This is a genomic window from Streptomyces sp. NBC_01669 (genome assembly GCF_026339735.1).
GTDB lineage: Bacteria > Actinomycetota > Actinomycetes > Streptomycetales > Streptomycetaceae > Streptomyces > Streptomyces yanii.
The window spans coordinates 2,585,996-2,606,463 of record NZ_JAPEQG010000001.1 but is presented as its reverse complement, the minus strand read 5'-3'; the positions used below and the strand labels follow the sequence as shown (position 1 = coordinate 2,606,463).

At 70.4% G+C, this 20,468-nt stretch carries 20 protein-coding genes; 14 read left to right on the top strand and 6 right to left on the bottom strand.

Translation table 11 applies throughout. From position 1 onward, the window contains the following. Positions 1–209: 209 nt before the first annotated feature. Positions 210–986, bottom strand: a complete 777-nt coding sequence (locus OG972_RS11380) for a VOC family protein (protein ID WP_266980682.1) — start codon at positions 984–986, stop codon at positions 210–212. Positions 987–1,219: 233 nt separating this feature from the next. Between OG972_RS11380 and OG972_RS11375 the strand changes: the two genes are divergently transcribed. Further along, a complete protein-coding gene (locus OG972_RS11375; RefSeq protein ID WP_266980680.1) occupies positions 1,220–2,047 on the top strand; it encodes a sulfurtransferase in 828 nt (275 codons plus the stop codon). A gap of 100 nt (positions 2,048–2,147) precedes the next feature. Here the strand turns inward: OG972_RS11375 and sepH are convergent, their stop codons facing one another. Continuing rightward, on the bottom strand, positions 2,148–3,203 hold the full coding sequence (gene sepH, locus OG972_RS11370; RefSeq protein WP_266980678.1) for a septation protein SepH: 1,056 nt from the start codon (positions 3,201–3,203) through the stop codon (positions 2,148–2,150). A 495-nt stretch (positions 3,204–3,698) separates the two neighbouring features. Here sepH and OG972_RS11365 point away from each other — a divergent pair, with 495 nt between their 5' ends. Continuing rightward, complete coding sequence (locus OG972_RS11365) at positions 3,699–4,811, top strand: hypothetical protein (protein WP_266980676.1); 1,113 nt, start codon at positions 3,699–3,701, stop codon at positions 4,809–4,811. A gap of 16 nt (positions 4,812–4,827) precedes the next feature. Here the strand turns inward: OG972_RS11365 and OG972_RS11360 are convergent, their stop codons facing one another. Further along, positions 4,828–6,150 carry a D-arabinono-1,4-lactone oxidase gene (locus tag OG972_RS11360; protein ID WP_266980674.1) on the bottom strand — a complete coding sequence of 441 codons (1,323 nt, stop codon included), beginning with the start codon at positions 6,148–6,150 and terminating at the stop codon, positions 4,828–4,830. Further along, the gene (locus OG972_RS11355) at positions 6,107–7,354 is read right to left on the bottom strand and encodes an MFS transporter (protein WP_266980672.1); all 1,248 of its coding nucleotides are present in this window, start codon (positions 7,352–7,354) and stop codon (positions 6,107–6,109) included. Before OG972_RS11355 ends, OG972_RS11360 begins: the two co-directional genes overlap by 44 nt. Positions 7,355–7,533: 179 nt before the next feature. Between OG972_RS11355 and OG972_RS11350 the strand changes: the two genes are divergently transcribed. Both OG972_RS11350 and OG972_RS11345 read left to right on the top strand, forming a co-directional pair. Further along, a complete protein-coding gene (locus OG972_RS11350; protein ID WP_266980670.1) occupies positions 7,534–8,661 on the top strand; it encodes a ferrochelatase in 1,128 nt (375 codons plus the stop codon). Between the two features lie 24 nt (positions 8,662–8,685). After that, positions 8,686–9,522, top strand: coding sequence for an inositol monophosphatase family protein (locus OG972_RS11345; RefSeq protein ID WP_266990416.1), 837 nt, complete (start codon positions 8,686–8,688; stop codon positions 9,520–9,522). 102 nt (positions 9,523–9,624) lie between these two features. Here the strand turns inward: OG972_RS11345 and OG972_RS11340 are convergent, their stop codons facing one another. Next, the gene (locus OG972_RS11340; protein ID WP_266980668.1) at positions 9,625–9,798 is read right to left on the bottom strand and encodes a hypothetical protein; all 174 of its coding nucleotides are present in this window, start codon (positions 9,796–9,798) and stop codon (positions 9,625–9,627) included. Between the two features lie 357 nt (positions 9,799–10,155). Here OG972_RS11340 and OG972_RS11335 point away from each other — a divergent pair, with 357 nt between their 5' ends. The 4 genes from OG972_RS11335 (at position 10,156) to OG972_RS11320 (ending at position 13,744) form a co-directional block, all read left to right on the top strand. Next, positions 10,156–10,809, top strand: coding sequence for a response regulator transcription factor (locus tag OG972_RS11335; protein ID WP_266980666.1), 654 nt, complete (start codon positions 10,156–10,158; stop codon positions 10,807–10,809). A 6-nt stretch (positions 10,810–10,815) separates the two neighbouring features. After that, the gene (locus OG972_RS11330; RefSeq protein WP_266980664.1) at positions 10,816–12,051 is read left to right on the top strand and encodes a HAMP domain-containing sensor histidine kinase; all 1,236 of its coding nucleotides are present in this window, start codon (positions 10,816–10,818) and stop codon (positions 12,049–12,051) included. Positions 12,052–12,457: 406 nt separating this feature from the next. Next, positions 12,458–12,754, top strand: a complete 297-nt coding sequence (locus tag OG972_RS11325; protein WP_003965732.1) for a DUF4193 domain-containing protein — start codon at positions 12,458–12,460, stop codon at positions 12,752–12,754. Positions 12,755–12,766: 12 nt separating this feature from the next. After that, positions 12,767–13,744 (top strand): hypothetical protein, encoded by a 978-nt coding sequence (locus OG972_RS11320; RefSeq protein WP_266980662.1) that lies wholly within the window; start codon positions 12,767–12,769, stop codon positions 13,742–13,744. Positions 13,745–13,780: 36 nt separating this feature from the next. Here the strand turns inward: OG972_RS11320 and OG972_RS11315 are convergent, their stop codons facing one another. Beyond that, complete coding sequence (locus OG972_RS11315) at positions 13,781–14,239, bottom strand: DUF3093 domain-containing protein (protein ID WP_266980660.1); 459 nt, start codon at positions 14,237–14,239, stop codon at positions 13,781–13,783. Positions 14,240–14,297: 58 nt separating this feature from the next. On the opposite strand from OG972_RS11315, the gene OG972_RS11310 reads away from it, so the two are divergent. From OG972_RS11310 to kdpB, 6 genes are all read left to right on the top strand, one after another. Continuing rightward, complete coding sequence (locus OG972_RS11310; RefSeq protein ID WP_266980658.1) at positions 14,298–14,882, top strand: PaaI family thioesterase; 585 nt, start codon at positions 14,298–14,300, stop codon at positions 14,880–14,882. Further along, entirely contained in the window at positions 14,882–15,415 is a 534-nt protein-coding gene (gene dut, locus OG972_RS11305; RefSeq protein ID WP_266980656.1) for a dUTP diphosphatase, read from the top strand. The genes OG972_RS11310 and dut overlap by 1 nt, the downstream gene beginning before the upstream one ends. Before the next feature lies 1 nt (position 15,416). Beyond that, positions 15,417–16,190 (top strand): DUF3710 domain-containing protein, encoded by a 774-nt coding sequence (locus OG972_RS11300; protein ID WP_266980654.1) that lies wholly within the window; start codon positions 15,417–15,419, stop codon positions 16,188–16,190. 370 nt (positions 16,191–16,560) lie between these two features. Then, the gene (gene kdpF / locus OG972_RS11295) at positions 16,561–16,650 is read left to right on the top strand and encodes a K(+)-transporting ATPase subunit F (RefSeq protein WP_037701211.1); all 90 of its coding nucleotides are present in this window, start codon (positions 16,561–16,563) and stop codon (positions 16,648–16,650) included. A gap of 7 nt (positions 16,651–16,657) precedes the next feature. Continuing rightward, the gene (kdpA, locus tag OG972_RS11290) at positions 16,658–18,322 is read left to right on the top strand and encodes a potassium-transporting ATPase subunit KdpA (protein WP_266980652.1); all 1,665 of its coding nucleotides are present in this window, start codon (positions 16,658–16,660) and stop codon (positions 18,320–18,322) included. A gap of 44 nt (positions 18,323–18,366) precedes the next feature. Beyond that, positions 18,367–20,463, top strand: coding sequence for a potassium-transporting ATPase subunit KdpB (kdpB, locus tag OG972_RS11285; RefSeq protein WP_266990414.1), 2,097 nt, complete (start codon positions 18,367–18,369; stop codon positions 20,461–20,463). Positions 20,464–20,468 lie beyond the last annotated feature (5 nt).

Here is a 20,468-nt window from a genome sequence, read left to right as displayed (position 1 = left end):
CGATCGTGACGCTCAGTCGGCTGTTCTGCCCAGGCCGGCACTTTGTCGCTCAGCGCGGGGTGCGCCGGGTCGACCTGCAGCACGAGGTCGTGTGACCCTGGGATCCTCGCTCAGATGGTGGATGGTCAAGAAAGAGCACGCTGGTGCAGATCGGCCACATCCGGTCGCTCAGGCGGCGCGGCGGACGCGGCCGCCCACGGCGTGAGGGATCACCGATCCTCCGACCGTACGATCGTGAAGGCGGCGCCCTCCGGGTCCGCGACCGTCGCCACGCGCCCGCTCGACCCGTCCCGCGGGGGCTGCAGTACGTGCCCCCCGAGGTCCACCACCCGCGCGGCTGCCTCGTCGGTGTCGACGACCTCGAAGTACGTCATCCAGTGCGGGCCCCGGTCGCGCGGCAGGGCGCGGCCGACGCCGTGCAGCGAGGCCACCGGGCGGCCGTTCAGGTGCAGGGTCTGGTAGTCGAAGTCGGCCGAGACCACCGCCTCGACGTCGTAGCCGAAGACCGCCTGGTAGAACTTGGCGACCGTCGAGGTCTCGCGGGTCACCAGCTCGTTCCAGACCGGGGTGCCGGGGACCCGCGCCAGCGCCGTACCGAGGTGCGCGGCGGCCTGCCAGATCCCGAAGACCGCACCGCTCGGGTCGGAGGCGATGGCGAGCCGTCCGGCCTCGCCGGCGTCCAGCGGTCCCACGGCGACGGTGCCGCCGCAGGACCGGATCGTCTCCGCCGTGACGTCGGCGTCGTCGGTGGCCAGGTAGGTCGTCCAGGCGACCGGCAGGTGCCGTTCCGGCGGCAGCTGCCCGATGCCCGCGACCTCCTTCCCGTCGATCAGTGCCCGCACGTACGGGCCCAGCTGCTGCGGGCCGGGCCCGAACTCCCAGCCGAACAGCTCGGCGTAGAACTTCTGGGTCGTGGACAGGCCGTGCACGATCAGACTCACCCAGCAAGGTGTTCCGGGTGTGCGCCGAACGGCAGCCTCGGTCATCGTCACTCTCTCCTCGGACCATCGTGGTGGCCGTACGGGGGGAACGGGGCCGACGCGCCGACCGGCGGTGCGGGATGTGTACGCCCCGTGCAGATGCTTGCACCACCCGGCGCGCGATGCGCCCCGGCCGCGCCGCATGTTCCCGGATCTCGACAGAGCGAGTCCGTTTTGATGCGGTACATCCGTTTCAATGTTGTTACGGGTGAGCAGGCTGTTGCGCGAGGATGGCACCCATGAAGCCCATCATCTCCGCATTCGAATGTGCGAGCGAGTCGGCGGGGCCACGTCCGCCGGTGCTCCTGGACGTGCGTTGGCAGCTCGGTGGACCGCACGGCCGTCCCGACTACGAGGCCGGGCACATCCCCGGTGCGGTCTTCGTCGATCTGGACGCGGAACTCGCCGGTCCACCAGGCAGCGGCGGCCGTCATCCGCTGCCCGACCCCGAGGAATTCGGCGCCGCGATGCGCCGCGCCGGGGTCTCCCGCGACACTCCGGTCGTGGTGTACGACGGCGGTCAGGGCTGGGCCGCGGCGCGCGCCTGGTGGCTGCTGCGCTGGACGGGCCACCCGGACGTCCGCGTGCTGGACGGCGGTCTCGCCGCCTGGGACGGCGAGCTCTCCACCGAGTCGCTCACCCCGGCCGAGGGCGACTTCAGGCCCGAACCGGGTGCGCTGCCTCTGCTGGACGCGGAAGGCGCGGCGGCCCTGGCTCGCTCCGGACTGCTGCTCGACGCGCGGGCCGCGGAGCGCTACCGCGGCGACGTGGAGCCGATCGACCGGGTCGGCGGCCACATCCCCGGAGCGGTCTCGGCCCCGACGTCCGAGAACACGAGTGGTGACGGGCGGTTCCTGCCCGCGGAGGCGCTGGCCGCCCGTTTCAAGGAGCTCGGCACGGACGGGGCGCCGGAAGTCGGCGTCTACTGCGGCTCCGGGGTCTCCGGCGCGCACGAGGTGCTGGCCCTGGCCGTCGCGGGAATCCCCGCCGCGCTGTACGCGGGCTCCTGGTCCGAGTGGTCCGCCGACGAGTCCCGCCCGGTGGCCACGGGCCCCGACCCGCAGTAGCGGCGCCATCCGGAACTGCGGCGATCGGTTCCGGAGGCAGACCGCACGAGGGCCCGTACGCAGCGGCGTACGGGCCCTCGTCATGCCACGGTCATCCGGGTCAGTCCTGCTTCTTGCGGCGGGTGCCGAAGACGATCTCGTCCCAGCTCGGCACCGCGGCCCGGCGGCCCGGACGGACACCGTCCGCCTCCGCCTGGCGGTCCGTCGTCCCGGTCAACCGGTCGCGGTGACCGGCCACCGCGCGCGGCATCAGCACATCCGCATAAGCGGAACCGGCGCCCGCGGAGGCTGCCGCAGCCGGCGGCTCGTCGGCCTCCGGCTCCTGCGCGGCGGGCGCGGTCGTCGGCGGCTCGGGCCGCTCCGGCACCACCATGTCGCCACGGAAGCTCGGCACGGCCTCCAGCAGGCTGGTCAGCGAGTCACGCTCACCGGCCGAGACTCCGACGATGTGCTCCTCCGGCTCGGGCGGAGGCGGCGGAGCGGGCCGTTCCATCTGGCGGTCGAGCGCACGGTCCAGCGGCCGGTCGCGCGGCAGTCGGGCGATCCGGGGCACGAACGGGAAGCTCGGCTCGGGCGCGGCGACATCGTCGGTCTCGCCGATCAGGGAACGCGCCTCGTCGTCCACGGCCTGGACCAGCCGTCGCGGCGCGTCGTACGTCCAGCTCGCCGAGTGCGGCTCGCCCGCGACCCGGTACACCAGCAGGACCTCCCAGGTGCCGTCGTCACGACGCCAGGAGTCCCACTGGACGGTTTCCTTGTCGGCGCCGCGCAGCAGGAGACGCTCCTGCACCGCCTCGCCGAGCTGGGGGCCGGTGTTCTCGCCGGGACGGCGCACGGGAGTCTTCCGGGCCCGCTCGGCCATGAAGGCGCGCTCCGCGAGGACGGGGCCCTCGAAGCGACGGACACGGTCGACCGGAATCCCGGCGAACTGAGCGACCTCCTCCGCGGAGGCACCGGCTCGTATCCGGGCCTGGATGTCGCGGGGGCGGAGATGGCTCTCCACCTCGATCTCGATCTGGCCGAGCCGCGCGCGGTCGTTGCGCACAGCGGCGCGCAGCCGCTCGTCGATCGGAAGCGTGTACTCCGTGCTGTCCGCAGCCTTGAGCACCAGTCGTGTGCCGTCGTTGGAGACGGCCACGACACGCAGTTCGGGCATGGGGACCTCCCGGGTGGTGCCTGCCGACGTCACGTGCGTCGCTGCTTCCGCTAGTCGAGTGTGGCCTGCCCGGGTGCAGCCTGCCACAACATTGCCGTGTTGCCCGGCGTGTCGGGCGTGAGCCCTGGATCGCCGATATGACACGGTGACCTTTGCGCCACGCTGAGTGACCAAATGTCACCCGGTGTAGCTGGCCTCCGTGCGATGCCGTGGCGCCGCCGGATCGAGTGCCTCCTTCGGCCCCGTCCCGAAGGTCCCGGACCCCACGTGGGAGTCCGGCCTCAGGGCTCGCCACAGTACTCCATTCGGGCCACGTGGGTGGACCGGCGCGCCGCCGAAGTTCTCGGCGGATGCGGGAGCCCACCTACCCGACTGGCCACGAAATGCCCATGATGCGTGTCCTGCTTCACAGAATCACCTGAAGTGGAACTATTCACTTCGCCCAATTGTCCCTTCCTGTTGCATGGTGGGAGAGATGTCAATCAAGGGCTGGAAATGGTGCAGAAGCCGGAAAGTGACACGGAACCCAGAGAAAGGCGTATCGATCTGAGCCTGCCGCAGGTTGCCGGCAGTGCGGTGGCAGCGGTCGCGGCGGCAGTGGCGGCCTCGCAACTGGGTGTGTACGGAACGATTCTCGGCGCCGGAGTGATGAGCATCGTCGCCACCTGCGGCGGCTCGGTCTTCCAGCACTTCTTCCGTCGCACGGGCGAGCAGATCCGTGAGGTCACGGTCCAGGCGAAGTTCACGGGCCGGGAGACCCGCGGGACGCGTGAGATGCGGGACGCGTACGGCGTGCCGGATCCGCAGGAGGTACGCGCGGCACGCGACGTGGCGGAGCGCGAGGCATGGGCTGCTCACCGGTCGCGCGACGGATCCGCGGACGCAACGGCGGTGCTGCGCACGGTGGCGGCCGACCCGGACCGTACGCAGCTGCTGAAGCCGCTCGCCGATCACGAGACCCAGCTGCTGAAGCCCCTCGGCACGGACACGACTCAGCTGCTCACGTCTCTCGACGCGGGCAGGGCCCGGCTGTTCGAGCCACGCGCCGGGGACGGGGCCGTGCGGCCGGCGCCGCACGGCGCGGCCCCGGACGAGGAGTTCTCCGCGTCGACCACCCACGGCACCCGCATCCGCGGCTGGAAGCGGTCGGCCGTCGGGGCCGCTGCGGTCTTCGCCGTGTCGATGGCCGGGATCACCACGTACGAGCTCGTCTCCGGCGGCGATCTGAGCGGTGGTCAGGGAACGACCGTGGGATCCGTCGTACGCGGCGGGGAGCGGGGATCGGGGCCCGCCGACCCGGCACCGTCCGTCAGCGCCGACCCGGGTCAGGGGCGGACGCCGGGTCAGGAGAGCGGCGGGACGCCGAGCGCGGACTCGCAGGGCGGGCAGAGCCCGAGTCCCGGCACCGGCCAGGGCGACCGGTCCACAGCCGGGCCGACGCCCACGCCCACACCGTCGGACTCGGGCGGCGGTCCCACGACCCCGGCTCCCACGCCCACTCCGGCGGCGTCCGGCGACTCCAGCAGCGTCGCCCCGGACCCCACCGGTGCGGGCATCGCCCCGGGGCAGGAGGCACCGGCCACGACCGGCACGGGCACCGGCCGGTGACCGGCCGCCGCGGCGGTCAGTCGCCCAGGATCCGGCGCAGATAGTCGTTGGCGAAGAGCCGGTCCGGATCCAGCCGGTCGCGCACGGCGGTGAACTCGCCGAACCGCGGGTACACCCCGGCCAGGTACTCCGCATCGCGAGTGTTGACCTTGCCCCAGTGCGGGCGGCCGCCGTGCGCGGTCATGATCCGTTCGACCGCGGTGAAGTACGCCTGGTAGGGCGTGCCCTTGTACAGATGGACGGCGATGTACGCGCTCTTCCGGCCCGAGGCCGTGGAGAGCGCGATGTCGTCCGCGGGGGCCGTGCGGACCTCCACCGGGAAGCTGATCCGCAACGGTGAGCGGTCGACCATCGCCCTGACCTCGCGCAGCGCCTCCGTCGCGGCCTCGCGCGGCAGGGCGTACTCCATCTCCACGAAGCGGACCCGGCGCGGGCTGGTGAAGACCTTGTACGGGATGTCGGTGTACGTACGGGCCGACAGGGCACGGCTGGAGAGCTTGGCGATCGACGGGATGGTGGCGGGAACCGCCCGGCCGAGCGAACAGGCCACCTGGAAGATCCCGTTGGAGAGAAGCTCGTCCTCGATCCAGCCGCTCACCTTTCCGGGCGGAGCGGCGGGGCCCGCGCTGCGGTTGTTGCGCTTGGTGTTGCAGTTGCCGGTGTGCGGGAACCAGTAGAACTCGAAGTGCTCGTTCTCGGCGACCAGTTCGTCGAAGTCGGCCGTGACCTTGTCGAAGGTCATCGGCTCCTCGCGGGCCGTCAGCAGGAAGACCGGCTCCACGGCGAACGTGATCGCCGTGATGACACCGAGTGCGCCGAGCCCGATCCGGGCGACGGCGAAGATGTCGGCGTTCTCCTTCTCGGAGCAGGTCAGCACCGTGCCGTCCGCAGTGACCAGTTCGAGGGCGCGGATCTGGGCGGATATGGATGCCGAGTCGCGGCCGGTGCCGTGGGTGCCGGTCGAGGTGGCCCCGGCGACGGTCTGCTCCATGATGTCGCCCATGTTGGTGAGCGACAGGCCCTCCCGGGCGAGCGCGACGTTGAGCCGCTTCAGTGGGGTGCCGGCCTCGACGGTCACCGTCATCGCCGTGCGGTCGATCTCGCGGATGCCGGTGAGCAGATCGGGGCGGATCAACAGGCCGTCGGTGGCGGCGGTCGCGGTGAAGGAGTGGCCGGTGCCGGCCGGCTTCACCTTCAGGCCGTCCTCGGACGCCCGGCGCAGCGCCTCGGCGAGCTCGTCCACGGAGGCGGGGGAGACGGCCCGTGCCGGACGCGCGGTTACATTTCCCGCCCAGTTACGCCACGCGCTCGTCGTCGTCCGTGCGTAGGTGTCGCTCATCTTCCCCGCGCCTTCCCGTAGGAACCGGCTTGGCAAGCCGGCGATACCCCAGGAACGCCACCGCGGCCGCGAGCGCTCCCGCCACGGTGGGCACCGCGTACCCCGCCTTCGCCCCGGACGCGTCGACGACCCAGCCGGCGGCCGAGGAGCCGAGCGCCACGCCGACCGCGAGCCCGGTACTGGTCCAGGTCATGCCCTCGGTCAGCTTGGTGCGCGGTACGTGCTGCTCGACGAGGGCCATGGTGGTGACCATCGTCGGTGCGATGGCGAGGCCCGCGACAAAGAGCGCCACGGCCAGGAACGGCAGGCTCCCGGCCAGTTGGAGGGGGATCATACTCACGGCCATGGCGCACACCCCCATCAGCCACCTGGTGGACGCCCTCCCCTTGGGACGGAGCAGTCCGAAGACGGCTCCGGCGAGGCAGGACCCCAGCGCGTACACGGCCAGCACCAGGCTCGCCGCGGCCTTGTGCCCCTGGTCCTCGGCGAAGGCCACCGTCACCACATCGACCGCACCGAAGATCGCGCCGGTCGCCACGAAGGTGCCCACGAGCACCTGGAGACCGGGGGAGCGCAGCGCCGAGCCGCCGGTGTGCTGCTCGCGCGGATGCGGGACCGGCTCGGTGGCGCGCTGGGCGGTCAGCCAGACGACACCGACCAGCAGGAACCCGGCGGCCAGCAGGGGACCCGCCTCCGGGAACCAGGCAGTGGACAGACCGATCGAGATGATCGGCCCGAAGATGAAGCACACCTCGTCGACGATCGACTCCCATGAGTACGCCGTGTGCAACTGCTGCGGCGAGCCCCGGTAGATCTCCGCCCAGCGGGCCCGGATCATCGACCCCACACTGGGCACGCAGCCGGCACCGGCGGCGAACACGAAGAGCGTCCAGTCCGGCAGCCGCTGCTGCGCGCAGATCAGCAGCCCGGCCACCGCCGCCAGCGCGACGAGGGTGACGGGGCGCAGGATGCGGCGCTGCCCGTGCCGGTCGACCAGCCGGGAGACCTGCGGTCCCAGCACCGCCGCCGACATCGCCAGCGTCGCGGAGAGCGCGCCCGCGAGACCGTAACGGCCGGTGATCTGGGACACCATGGTCACCACACCGATGCCCATCATGGACAGGGGCATCCGGCCGAGGAATCCGGCCGCCGAGAACCCCTTGGTGCCGGGGGCGGTGAAGATCGCGCGGTAGGGACTGGGCAAGGAGGGCTCCGGTACAGCGAGGTCGCACGGGGTGTCAGGGATGTGTGTCATGCGTGAAGGTGGCCGACACAGCTTACGGGCGGCGCACGACGACCGGCACCGGGGCGGATGCCGGGTCATGGGCACGCCGGTGGATGTCGGTTGGAGCGCTGTCGCAGGCGGGTGGCAGGATCGTTCCCATGTCCGATCTGCGCGCTCCCGCTCCCTACGACGCCCTGTTGCTGCTCTCCTTCGGTGGACCCGAGGGCCCGGACGACGTGGTCCCGTTCCTGGCGAACGTGACCCGCGGCCGCGGCATCCCCGAGGAGCGACTGAAGGAGGTCGGGAAGCACTACTTCCTGTTCGGCGGCGTCAGCCCGATCAACGCCCAGAACAGGGCCCTGCTGGACGCCCTGCGCAAGGACTTCGCGGACCACGGACTCGATCTGCCGGTGTACTGGGGCAACCGCAACTGGGCGCCGTACCTCACCGACACCCTGCGCGAGATGGTTGCCGACGGACACCGCCGCATCGCCGTCCTCGCCACCAGCGCCTACGCCTCGTACTCCGGCTGCCGCCAGTACCGCGAGAATCTCGCCGAGTCGCTGGCCGTGCTCGAGGCCGAGGGGCTGCCGGTGCCACGCGTGGACAAGCTCCGGCACTACTTCAACCACCCGGGCTTCGTCCGGCCCATGGTGGACGGCGTCCTCGCGTCCCTGGCCGAGCTTCCCGAAGGCGCCAGGGTCGGGGCGCACCTCGCCTTCACCACACACTCCATCCCCGTCTCCGCCGCCGACACCTCCGGCCCCGAGGAGGCGCACGGCGACGGCGGCGCCTATGTCGCCGAGCATCTCGACGTCGCCCGGATGATCGTCGACGCGGTGCGCGAGGAGACGGGCGTCACGTATCCCTGGCAGCTCGTCTACCAGTCGCGCAGCGGCGCCCCGCACATCCCCTGGCTGGAGCCCGACATCTGCGACCACCTGGAGGCGCTCCACGGGGCGGCCGTTCCCGCTGTGGTGATGGCCCCCATCGGCTTCGTCTCGGACCACATGGAGGTCCTGTACGACCTCGACACCGAGGCCACCGCGAAGGCCGCCGAGCTCGGTCTGCCGGTGCGGCGGTCCGCGACGGTCGGTGCGGATCCTCGGTTCGCCGCGGCCGTGCGCGAGCTGGTCCTGGAGCGCGCCGCTACCGAGCGGGGACGCACGGTGGAGCGGTGCGCGCTCGGGGCGCTCGGCCCGAGCCACGATCTCTGCCCCGTCGGCTGCTGCCCGGCCCGTGCCCTCAAGCCCGCCGTGGCGGGCGCCGACAGTCCCTACGCCTAGGAGCGTTGTACCTCTGTGACCCCTGTGACCCCCGTGCCCTCTGTCGCCGACCCCGTCCTGTCCGAACTGCTCGGCCTCGCCCTGGAGGCCGCCCGGCGCGCCGGTGCGCTGCTCCGCGACGGCCGCCCCGCCGATCTCGGGGTGGCCGCGACCAAGTCCAGCCCCATCGACGTCGTCACCGAGATGGACATCGCCGCCGAGAAGCTGATCACCGGCTTCCTCGCCGAGCGCCGCCCCCAGGACGGCTTCCTCGGCGAGGAGGGTGCCAGCTCCGCGGGCAGCAGCGGCATCCGCTGGGTCATCGATCCGCTCGACGGCACGGTGAACTACCTCTACGGGCTGCCGACCTGGGCCGTCTCCATCGCAGCGGAACGGGACGGCGAGCGTGTCGTGGGGGTGGTGGAGGCCCCGATGCGCTGTGAGACGTACCACGCGGTCCTCGGCGGCGGTGCGTACGCAAAGGGCGGTGCGTACGGCGACGGCGCCGCGCTGCGCACCCGGCCCGCACCGCCGCTCGACCAGGCGCTGGTCTCGACCGGCTTCAACTACGTCACCGCCGTCCGTACGCACCAGGCGGACGTCGCCCAGCAGCTGATTCCGAAGCTCCGCGACATCCGGCGCAGCGGCTCCGCCGCCGTCGATCTCTGCGATGTCGCCGCGGGCCGGCTGGACGGCTACTACGAGCGCGGGCTCCACCCCTGGGACCTCGCCGCAGGTGACCTGATCGCCCGGGAGGCCGGCGCCCGTACCGGCGGGCGGCCCGGACTGCCCGCCGACGGCGACCTGACGGTCGCCGCGTCACCGGGTGTCTTCGAGCCTCTGCAGGCCCTCCTGGAGGACCTGGGCGCCTGGCACGACTGACGCACCCGCCCGCAAACCGCCTGGTGTGCGCCGTGGCGGGCGTTCACGGACAGCACAGGGCCCCCGGCGTCATGGAGACGCCGGGGGCCCTCTGCCGACTGCTCAGACGGCCGTGACGCCGACTTCGACACCGTGCTCGGCGGCGAGGCGGTGCAGGTCGTCCAGCTCTCCCTGCTCGACATCCGCGAGGAAGTCGTCGCCCGTCTCGCGGGCCCTGGTGAGGTCGGACTCGGTGGTCTTGATTCTCTGCAGCAGACCTGCGGTGAAAGCGTCCATGGTGCGCCCCCTCATCGTGGGTCGGTGGCACGGGGGTGTGCCCGGGTTTCCCTCCGCCAGGGGCGGTAGGGCGGGTGATCACGCACTCTCCGGGGACGGAGCGGCCGTGGCGCGCCACATGCATGGCGTGATCGCGGGTGTGAATTCGTCCTCCCCAGGCCCTGGCTCAGAGAAACCTCAACTGGCCCGGAAATCCGGTGAATTCCCGGAAGCCGCAGGTCGCACCGCGCCGCCTTACCGCCGGTTTATACGCGTTGCGGGCAGGATGGTGCCGCACAGACAGTGCTTCTGAGCCGGTCCGATCACGGTCCGTGGGCTCATTCTGACGTTCTGAAGTTTCTAAGGAAGGAAAGCGCCGTGCGTGTACTCGTCGTGGAGGACGAGCAGCTGCTCGCCGATGCGGTGGCCACCGGACTGCGCCGGGAGGCCATGGCGGTCGACGTCGTGTACGACGGTGCGGCGGCCCTGGAGCGCATCGAGGTCAACGACTACGACGTCGTGGTGCTGGACCGGGACCTCCCCCTGGTGCACGGCGACGACGTCTGCCGCCGGATCGTCGAGCTGGGCATGCCGACCCGGGTGCTCATGCTCACCGCCTCCGGGGACGTCAGCGACCGGGTGGAGGGCCTGGAGCTCGGCGCCGACGACTACCTGCCCAAGCCGTTCGCCTTCAGCGAGCTGACCGCGCGGGTACGGGCCCTGGGGCGCCGCACGACGGTCGCGCTGCCGCCCGTCCTGGAGCGCGCCGGCATCAAGCTGGACCCCAACCGCCGCGAGGTCTTCCGCGACGCGCAGGAGATCCAGCTCGCGCCGAAGGAGTTCGCGGTGCTGGAGGTTCTGATGCGCAGCGAGGGCGCGGTCGTCTCGGCGGAGCAGCTGCTGGAGAAGGCCTGGGACGAGAACACCGACCCGTTCACCAATGTGGTCCGGGTGACGGTCATGACCCTGCGCCGCAAACTCGGGGAGCCACCGGTCATCGTCACCGTGCCCGGCTCCGGTTATCGGATCTGAGGCCCGGTGTCCGCCGTTCCGGCGCCCCCGACAGCGCCCCCGAAACCCACTTGGGACCCCAAACAGCTGGAGCCCCCGTACCCCTGGCTGCGCCCGACCATCCGGATACGGCTCACGCTTCTGTACGGCGGGATGTTCCTGATCGCCGGCATCCTGCTGCTCTCGATCATCTACATGCTGGCCGCACAGGCCCTGCACGTGGGCAGTGAGCTTCCGTTCAAGGTCGTCAGCGGCCAGGTCTCCAGCGATCTGTGCAACCTCTCGGGAGAGGGGTCGTCACCGGCTGCCGTCAACGCGGCCATGAACACGTGTGTCAACCATCAGCGCCAGCAGGCGCTCGACACGCTCCTGAACCGTTCGCTGCTGGCCCTTGTCGGTCTGAGCGTCATCGCCTTCGCCTTCGGCTATGCCATGGCGGGCCGGGTGCTCTCGCCGCTGGGCCGCATCACCCGCACCGCCCGCCGGGTGGCCGGGACGGACCTGTCCCGGCGGATCGAGCTGGACGGTCCCGACGACGAGCTCAAGGAGCTCGCCGACACCTTCGACGACATGCTCGACCGGCTGGAGCGGGCCTTCACCGCGCAGCAGCGGTTCGTCGGGAACGCCTCGCACGAGTTGCGTACCCCGCTCGCGATCAACCGCACGCTGCTGGAGGTCCATCTCTCCGACCCGGAGGCTCCGCCGGAGCTCCAGCAGCTCGGCAAGACCCTGCTGGCGACCAACGAGCGCAGCGAGCAGCTCGTCGAGGGGCTGCTGCTGCTCGCCCGCAGCGACAACCAGATCATCGAGCGCAAGCCGGTCGACCTCGCGGAGGTCGCCACGCGCGCGCTCGACCAGACCCGGGCAGAGGCCGAGCAGAAGGGCGTGGAGATCCGTGAGGAGATCGTGCCCGCCGTCGTCCAGGGCAACGGTGTCCTGCTGGAGCGGATCGCGCTGAACCTCGTACAGAACGCCGTGCGCTACAACGTCCGGGAGGAGGGCTGGGTGGAGGTCACCACCGAGCTGCAGCCCGGCCAGGCGTTGCTGGTGGTCTCGAACACCGGTCCCGTGGTGCCGGCGTACGAGATCGACAACCTCTTCGAGCCCTTCAGACGGCTCCGTACGGAGCGAACGGGCAGCGACAAGGGGGTCGGGCTCGGCCTGTCGATCGCGCGGTCCGTGGCGCGTGCTCACGGCGGCCGTATCATCGCGGAACCCCGTGAGGGTGGTGGTCTCGTGATGCGCGTCACCCTGCCGGTCTGAGAGGCTGAGTCGAGCGACACGCACAGGGATTACTTCGTTCGCTTTGAGCGGAATTTTCGGGACCCGTGCCCGCAGGATCCGTGTGTGATCGATCACAGGAGCGAATTTCGGGCGTTCCACGCTCCGTGACCAGGCCTCCTACCCAAAATCCGGCAAAAGTCGGGGTTTTCGGGGGGTGATATCACGGGAAGTACACGGGGTGGCGCCCGTGAAGCGCGGCATTCGGACCGTGTACGGTCCCCATCGCCACCCAAGCCGACCACTCCGGAGAGGTCCGCTCGGGTGTCGATTGAGTAACAGACCTTGATGTGAGGCAAAATCTCCGCCTCGGGTCGGGCACAAGTCCGGCCTCTCACGCGTTACGTGCGCTGAGACACCGCAGACACCCAGAGGGGGAGAGCGACACATGGCAACGGATTACGACACCCCACGCAAGACCGATGACGACGTCGACCAGGACAGCCTTGAGGAACTCAAGGCCCGTCGGAGCGACAAGACGGCGTCCGCCGTCGACGTCGACGAGTTCGACGCGGCAGAAGGACTGGAGCTCCCCGGAGCGGACCTGTCCAATGAGGAACTCGCCGTCAGGGTCCTGCCCAAGCAGGCCGACGAGTTCACCTGCATGAGCTGCTTCCTCGTGCACCACCGCAGCCAGCTGGCCCGCGAGAAGAACGGCCAGCCGATCTGCCGCGACTGCGACTAGGTCCGGTCGGACGTGGCAGGCGACACACCGTTCCGGAAGCGGCGCTTGCGACGCAAACCGTCGGAGGCGAATCAGGGCGGTACAGGCCCGGCAGAAGGCGTAGCAGCCTTTGCCGAGCGGTCCGCCCTGCCACCCTCCGCGGGTGTATCTGACGACGAGCGAGGCCGTTCGGCCTCGCTCGAAGCAGTGGAAGCCGCAATCGCTGCGGAGACAGGACGGGCAGTATCAGCAGCCGGTGCGGCCGATGGGGCCGAGCAGACCGGCAGGACGGAGCCCGTGACCGGGGCAGGCCGTCTGCAATCAGTCAAGCGGGGCGTACACAAGGGCGGGGAGAGCGCCAGGACAGCGATCGGTCATATCGCCGACCGGATCGTCGAGGCCGCTCCCCGCGTCCCTGTACGCGACCTCGCCACCCTGCGCAGGCAGTTCCCGGGCCTCGGCCCCGAGGAACTCGCCGACAAGCTCGTCGCAGGCGCGTGCAAGGGCACGGCCACCGTCGGCGCCGGTATCGGTGCGGCGGCCATGATGCCCGTACCGCCCGCCATGTTCACCGAGCTGGCCGCGGAGATCACCGGCGTGGCCGCGATCGAGATGAAGCTCGTGGCCGAACTGCACGAGGTCTACGGCCTGCGCCCGCCGGGCGGCCTCACCCAGCGCACCACCGCGTACCTCACGTCGTGGACGGAGGAGCGCGGCATCGACGTCACCCATCCGACGACGATCGATACGGCGCTCGGCGGCCGGATGAAGCGGGAGCTGCGCCAGCAGATCGTGAAGCGGATGATGCGCAATCTGCCGAACCTGATCCCGTTCATGGTCGGCGCCGCCGTCGGCGCGATGATGAACCGGCGCGACACGAAGAAGCTTGCCGAACGGGTCAGGAAGGACCTGCGCAAGACTCAGGTCCCCTGGGACCGGCTCCCGGAGCTGCCGCCTCTGGAGCGGCCGCGGAAGCTGCACAAGGACCTCCCGAAGGAGATCGAGGACTGACGGCTGTCCTGGCGGCCCCGCAGAGGCGCGGAACGGCTATGCGGCCCGCACCGCCGTGAGTGCCGCCACCAGGGCCTGCGGCTCGCGAGTCGACAGATAGACGTACGGAGTCGGGTCCTCCGGGTCCGTGACCTCCACCCGCACCGCCGTCTGGATGTAGCTGCGCTGCAGCATGAAGGCGCGGGTGTCCGCCTTGTACGTGCGCCACGCGCGCGCCTCCTCGCCCTCCAGCGCCTCCGCCTCGCCGAGTGCCGTCACCGGGATCCGGGCGTCACCAGCGACCAGGGCGCCCGCCACCACCCGGATCCGGGCGGAGCCGTACGAGCTGACCGCGAGCGAGGCCAGCGCGGTGCCGCCGATCAGGCCGGCCAGCAGCGGCAGGGTGCCCAGCGGCAGCAGCATCAGGGCGCAGGCGACCCCCAACAGGAAGGCGAGGAACCACCATGAACGGGGTGCGGTCAGGCGTTCGTCGAAAGGCGGGGTGGAAGGCTGCATGAACCCAAGCTTGGCACGGCGCGACCCGCGGCTGCCCGCGCGGGTAAGGTCTGCGCCTGTGAGTGGAACATCTGCGGCTCTTCAGCCACCGGCCGACGCGGTGAAACCGGTTCGGCATCCCGACGCCCCGGCCCCCGGCGAGCTCCTCGGCGCGCACTACGCACACTGTTTCGGCTGCGGTGAAGGACAGCCGCACGGGCTGCACCTTCAGGCGCGGGCCGGCGAGGGTGTCAGCGTCACCGCCGAGTTCACGGTGAAGGCCGCCCACCAGGGGGCCCCGGGCCTTGCGCACGGCGGCGTCCTGGCGACGGCGCTGGACGAGACGCTGGGCTCGCTGAACTGGCTGCTGCGGGTGATCGCGGTGACCGGGCGGCTGGAGACCGACTTCGTGCGGCCCGTGCCGGTCGACACCGTGCTGCACCTGGACGCCGAGGTCACCGCCGTGCACGGCCGGAAGATCTTCTCCCGGGCGACCGGCCGGATCGGCGGCCCGGACGGGCCCGTCGCGGTCCGCGCGGAGGCCCTGTTCATCGAGGTCAAGGTGGACCACTTCATCGAGAACGGCCGCCCCGCCGAGATCCAGGCGGCAATGGCCGACCCGGACCAGGTCAGGCGCGCCCGTGCCTTCGAGGTGAACCCCTGATGCGCCGTCCCGTCGACGTACTGCTTCGCCGGGTCGATCCGGAGGTGCCGATTCCGGCGTACGGGCACCCGGGCGACGCCGGGGTCGATCTGGTGACCACCGAGGCCGCCGAGCTCGCCCCCGGCGAGCGCGCGATGCTGCCCACCGGCGTGTCGATCGCGTTGCCCGACGGGTACGCCGCGTTCGTGCATCCGCGGTCCGGCCTCGCGGCCCGCTGCGGAGTCGCCCTTGTCAATGCCCCGGGGACGGTTGATGCCGGGTACCGTGGAGAGATCAAGGTCATCGTCATCAATCTCGACCCGCGCGAGAGCGTGCGGTTCGAGAGGTTCGACCGGATTGCCCAACTGGTCGTCCAGCAGGTTGAGAAGGTGCGCTTCCACGAGGTGTCGGAACTGCCCGGCTCGGCGCGGGGCGAGGGCGGCTTCGGTTCCACCGGAGGGCATGCCACGGGTGATGTTGACGGCGTCAGGGGCGGGATCACCCAGGGCGGGAACAGCTACGCTTCGGTCGTACCCGACCGGGAAGGACAGTGACGTGTTCGGACGTCGCAAGAAGAGTGGTTCCGCCGAGGACGTGGCGGACGAAGCGCGCGAGGCCGAGCAGGTCGTCGACGAGCTCGACGACACCGACGCCGCCGAGAGCGGAGCGGGCCGGGTGAACCTCCCGCCGGCGCCGCGGCCGGACGGGCCGTGGGACATCGACGAGGTCTCCCAGCCCGGCGAGGGCCGGGTCGACCTGGGCGGCATCTTCGTGCCCGGGGTCGACGGCATGGAGCTGCGCGTCGAGGTCGCCGGCGACGCGATCGTCGCCGCCACCGTCGTGCTGCGTGACAGCGCGATCCAGCTGCAGGCCTTCGCCGCCCCCAAGAAAGAGGGCATCTGGGGCGAGGTCCGCGAGGAGATCGCTGCCGGCATCACCCAGCAGGGCGGGATCATCGACGAGGTCGAGGGCCCGCTGGGCTGGGAGCTGCGGGCACAGGTCCCCGTACAGCTTCCGGACGGGACGAACGGCGTCCAGCTGGTGCGCTTCGTCGGCGTCGACGGGCCGCGCTGGTTCCTGCGCGGAGTGATCTCCGGCCAGGGCGCCGTGCAGCCGCAGGCCGCCGGGCTGCTGGAGACGATCTTCCGGGACACTGTGGTCGTCCGTGGCGAGGGCCCGATGGCCCCGCGCGACCCGATCGTCCTCAAGCTCCCCAACGACGCACAGATGGTGCCCGAGGGCGTGCAGCAGGAGGACCAGGAGAGCTCGAAGTTCTCCGGTGGCATGGGCCAGCTCCAGCGCGGGCCCGAGATCACCGAGGTGCGCTGAACCGCCCCCCGGGGCGCGTGACAGCTTCGGCCGGTGGGCCGTACTTCCCTTCGAGGGAGGTGCGGCCCACCGGCTTTTGCATGCCCGAGGAGCGCGCCTGCGGAGCGCGCGACGGAGTGCGCGACGGAGCACGCTCACCGGCGCGTGTATGGGGCGCGTATGCGGCACGTATGAGCGCCGTCAAGGGCGCGACCTTCCCCGTAAGGAAGCCATCAACGCAGGCCACGGGGGCTTCGGACGGGGGTTTGCTCAAGAGGTCCGAGAATCCGAACCTCATCTAGGAGCACACGGTGGCCGATCTGGCCTTCGTCGTCACCACGATCGCGGTCTTCGCGCTGGTGGCTCTTGTCGCCAAGGGGGTGGCGAAGCTGTGACTGCCGAGAACATCGTCGGTCTGATCGTGGCCGTCGCCCTGCTGGGCTATCTCGTCCTCGCCCTTCTGTACCCGGAGAGGTTCTGAGCCCGATATGAGCCCCGTCCTCGCTGGTGTGCTCCAGCTGCTCGCGCTCGTCGTGGCGCTGGGTCTGGCGTACCGTCCGCTCGGCGACTACATGGCCGGCGTCTACTCCTCGAAGAAACACCTCCGGGTCGAGAAGTGGATTTACAGGGCCATCGGCGCCAACCCCGACACGGAGATGCGCTGGCCCGCCTATCTCCGCGGCGTCCTCGCGTTCTCCGCGGTGAGCGTCCTCTTCCTGTACCTGCTGCAGCGGTTCCAGGGCAGCCTGCCCGGCTCGCTCGGCTTCTCCTCGATCGACCCCGATCAGGCGTTCAACACGGCGGCCTCCTTCGTGGCGAACACCAACTGGCAGTCGTACTACGGCGAGCAGGCCATGGGCCATGTCGTCCAGACCGGCGGCCTCGCGGTGCAGAACTTCGTCTCGGCCTCCGTCGGCATCGCCGTCGCGGTGGCGCTCGTACGGGGCTTCGCCCGCTCCCGCACCGGTGAGCTCGGCAACTTCTGGTCCGACCTGGTGCGCGGCACGATACGGATCCTGCTGCCGATCGCCGTGATCGCCGCGCTCGTGCTCGTGGCGTGCGGGGCCATCCAGAACTTCTCCGGCATCCACGGGGTCGGCCAGTTCATGGGCGGCTCGCAGCAGTGGAACGGCGGTGCGGTCGCCTCGCAGGAGGCCATCAAGGAGCTGGGCACCAACGGCGGCGGTTACTTCAACGCCAATTCGGCGCACCCCTTCGAGAACCCCAACGGGCTCTCGAACCTCCTTGAGATCTTCCTGATCCTGGTCATCCCGTTCTCGCTGACCCGCACCTTCGGGCGGATGGTCGGCTCGCTGAAGCAGGGCTACGCGATTCTCGCGGCGATGGGCATCATCTGGCTCGGCTTCACGGCGCTGATGATGTGGACCGAGTTTGCCCACCACGGACCCGCGTTCGACATCGCGGGCGGGGCGATGGAGGGCAAGGAGACCCGCTTCGGGGTCGGCGGATCGTCGATCTTCGCCGTGGCCACCACGCTGACCTCGACCGGAGCGGTGAATTCCTTCCACTCCTCGTTCACCGGCCTCGGCGGAGGCATCGCCATGCTGGGCATGCAACTCGGCGAGATCGCCCCCGGTGGTACCGGCTCCGGCCTCTACGGCATGCTGATCATGGCGATCATCGCGGTGTTCATCGCGGGCCTGATGGTCGGCCGCACCCCCGAGTACCTCGGCAAGAAGATCGGCACCCGCGAGATCAAGCTCGCGGCCTGCTACATCCTCATCACCCCGGCACTGGTGCTCTGCTTCACCGCGGCGGCGATGGCCCTGCCCACCCCGGTCCATTCGATGACCAACTCCGGTGCGCACGGCTTCTCCGAGATCCTGTACGCCTACACCTCCGGCGCCAACAACAACGGTTCGGCATTCGCCGGGCTCAACGCGGACACCCAGTGGTTCAACACCACGATCGGGCTCGCGATGCTGCTGGGCCGGTTCCTGCCCATGGTCTTCGTCCTGGCTCTGGCCGGCTCGCTCGCCGAGCAGCGGCCCGTACCGGCGACCGTCGGCACACTCGGCACCCACAAGCCGCTCTTCAGTGGACTGCTGGTCGGCACGATCATGATCGTCGCCGGGCTGACCTACTTCCCGGCCCTCGCGTTGGGGCCGCTGGCCGAGGGGCTGGCGTCATGACCACCACACGTACGCAACACGACGAATCGATGCATGAGGACGCGATGTCCACTGTCACCAAGGACCTGGCACCGCACCAGGACGCGGCCACCGGTCACCGGACCGAAGGACGCGTCGGCGCGGGGCTGTTCGACCCCAAGCAGCTGCTCAAGTCCTTCCCCGACGCGGTCCGCAAGCTCGATCCGCGGGTGATGGTCAAGTCGCCGGTGATGTTCGTGGTCCTGGCCGGTTCGGTGCTCACCACCGTCCTTGCCGCCCTGGACCCGACCGACTGGTTCGGCTGGGCGATCGCCGCGTGGCTCTGGCTCACCACGATCTTCGCCAACCTGGCGGAGGCGGTCGCCGAGGGCCGCGGCAAGGCGCAGGCCGACACGCTGCGCAAGGCCAAGACCGACACGGTCGCGCGCCGGCTCGTCGGGAAGAACGAGGATCGCGTACCCGGCACCGATCTGCGCATCGGTGACCTGGTGGTCTGCGAGGCCGGTGACATCGTCCCCGGCGACGGTGACGTCGTCGAGGGCGTCGCCAGCGTCGACGAGTCCGCCATCACAGGGGAGTCCGCACCGGTCATCCGGGAGTCGGGCGGCGACCGCTCGGCCGTCACCGGTGGTACGAAGGTGCTCTCCGACCGCATCGTCATCAAGATCACCACCAAGCCCGGTGAGACCTTCATCGACCGGATGATCAACCTGGTCGAGGGCGCCGCCCGGCAGAAGACGCCCAACGAGATCGCGCTCAACATCCTGCTCGCGTCCCTCACCATCGTCTTCCTGCTGGCCGTCGTCACCCTGCAGCCGTTCGCGATCTACGCCGGACAGCGGCAGTCGATGATCGTGCTGACCGCCCTGCTGGTCTGCCTCATCCCGACCACCATCGGCGCGCTGCTCTCCGCGATCGGCATCGCCGGCATGGACCGCCTCGTCCAGCGCAATGTCCTCGCCATGTCCGGACGCGCCGTCGAGGCCGCCGGCGACGTGTCGACCCTGCTCCTCGACAAGACCGGAACCATCACGCTCGGCAACCGGCAGGCAGCCGAGTTCGTCCCGGTCACGGGCGTGACGGAGGCCGAACTGGCGGACGCCGCCCAGCTCTCCTCCCTGGCCGACGAGACGCCCGAGGGCCGCTCCGTCGTCGTCCTGGCGAAGGAGACGTACGGGCTGCGCGAGCGCCACCAGGGTCAGCTCGTCGGGGCAGAGTGGGTCGGCTTCACCGCACAGACCCGGATGTCCGGCGTGGACGTCGAGGGGCGCAGGATCCGCAAGGGTGCGACCGGCTCGGTCGTCGCCTGGGTCGAGGAGCGGGGCGGCACCGTCTCGCCGGACGCCCGCACGCTCACCGACCGGATCTCCCAGGTGGGCGGTACACCGCTGCTGGTCGCCGTCGACGACGAGCGGGGTGCCCGGATCCTCGGCGTCATCCACCTCAAGGACGTCGTCAAGGAGGGCATGCGGGAGCGGTTCGACGAGCTGCGCCGGATGGGTATCCGTACGGTGATGATCACCGGCGACAATCCGCTGACCGCGAAGGCGATCGCCGAGGAGGCGGGGGTCGACGACTTCCTCGCCGAGGCCACGCCCGAGGACAAGATGGCCCTCATCAAGCGTGAGCAGGCCGGCGGCAAGCTCGTCGCGATGACCGGTGACGGCACGAACGACGCCCCGGCGCTCGCCCAGGCCGATGTCGGCGTGGCCATGAACACCGGTACCTCGGCCGCCAAGGAGGCCGGGAACATGGTGGACCTGGACTCCAACCCGACCAAGCTCATCGAGATCGTCGAGATCGGCAAGCAGTTGCTGATCACCCGCGGTGCCCTGACCACCTTCTCGATCGCCAACGACGTCGCGAAGTACTTCGCGATCATCCCGGCGATGTTCGCGGTGGTCTACCCGGGCCTGGACAAGCTGAACATCATGCAGCTGTCCTCGCCGGAGTCCGCGATCCTGTCCGCCGTCGTCTTCAACGCGCTGATCATCATCGCTCTGGTGCCGCTCGCCCTGAAGGGCGTGCGCTATCGGCCGAGCAGCGCCGACTCGATGCTCCGGCGGAACCTCGGGATCTACGGACTGGGCGGCCTGGTCGCCCCGTTCATCGGCATCAAGATCATCGACCTGATCCTCTCCCTCATTCCCGGAATCGGCTGATCGCG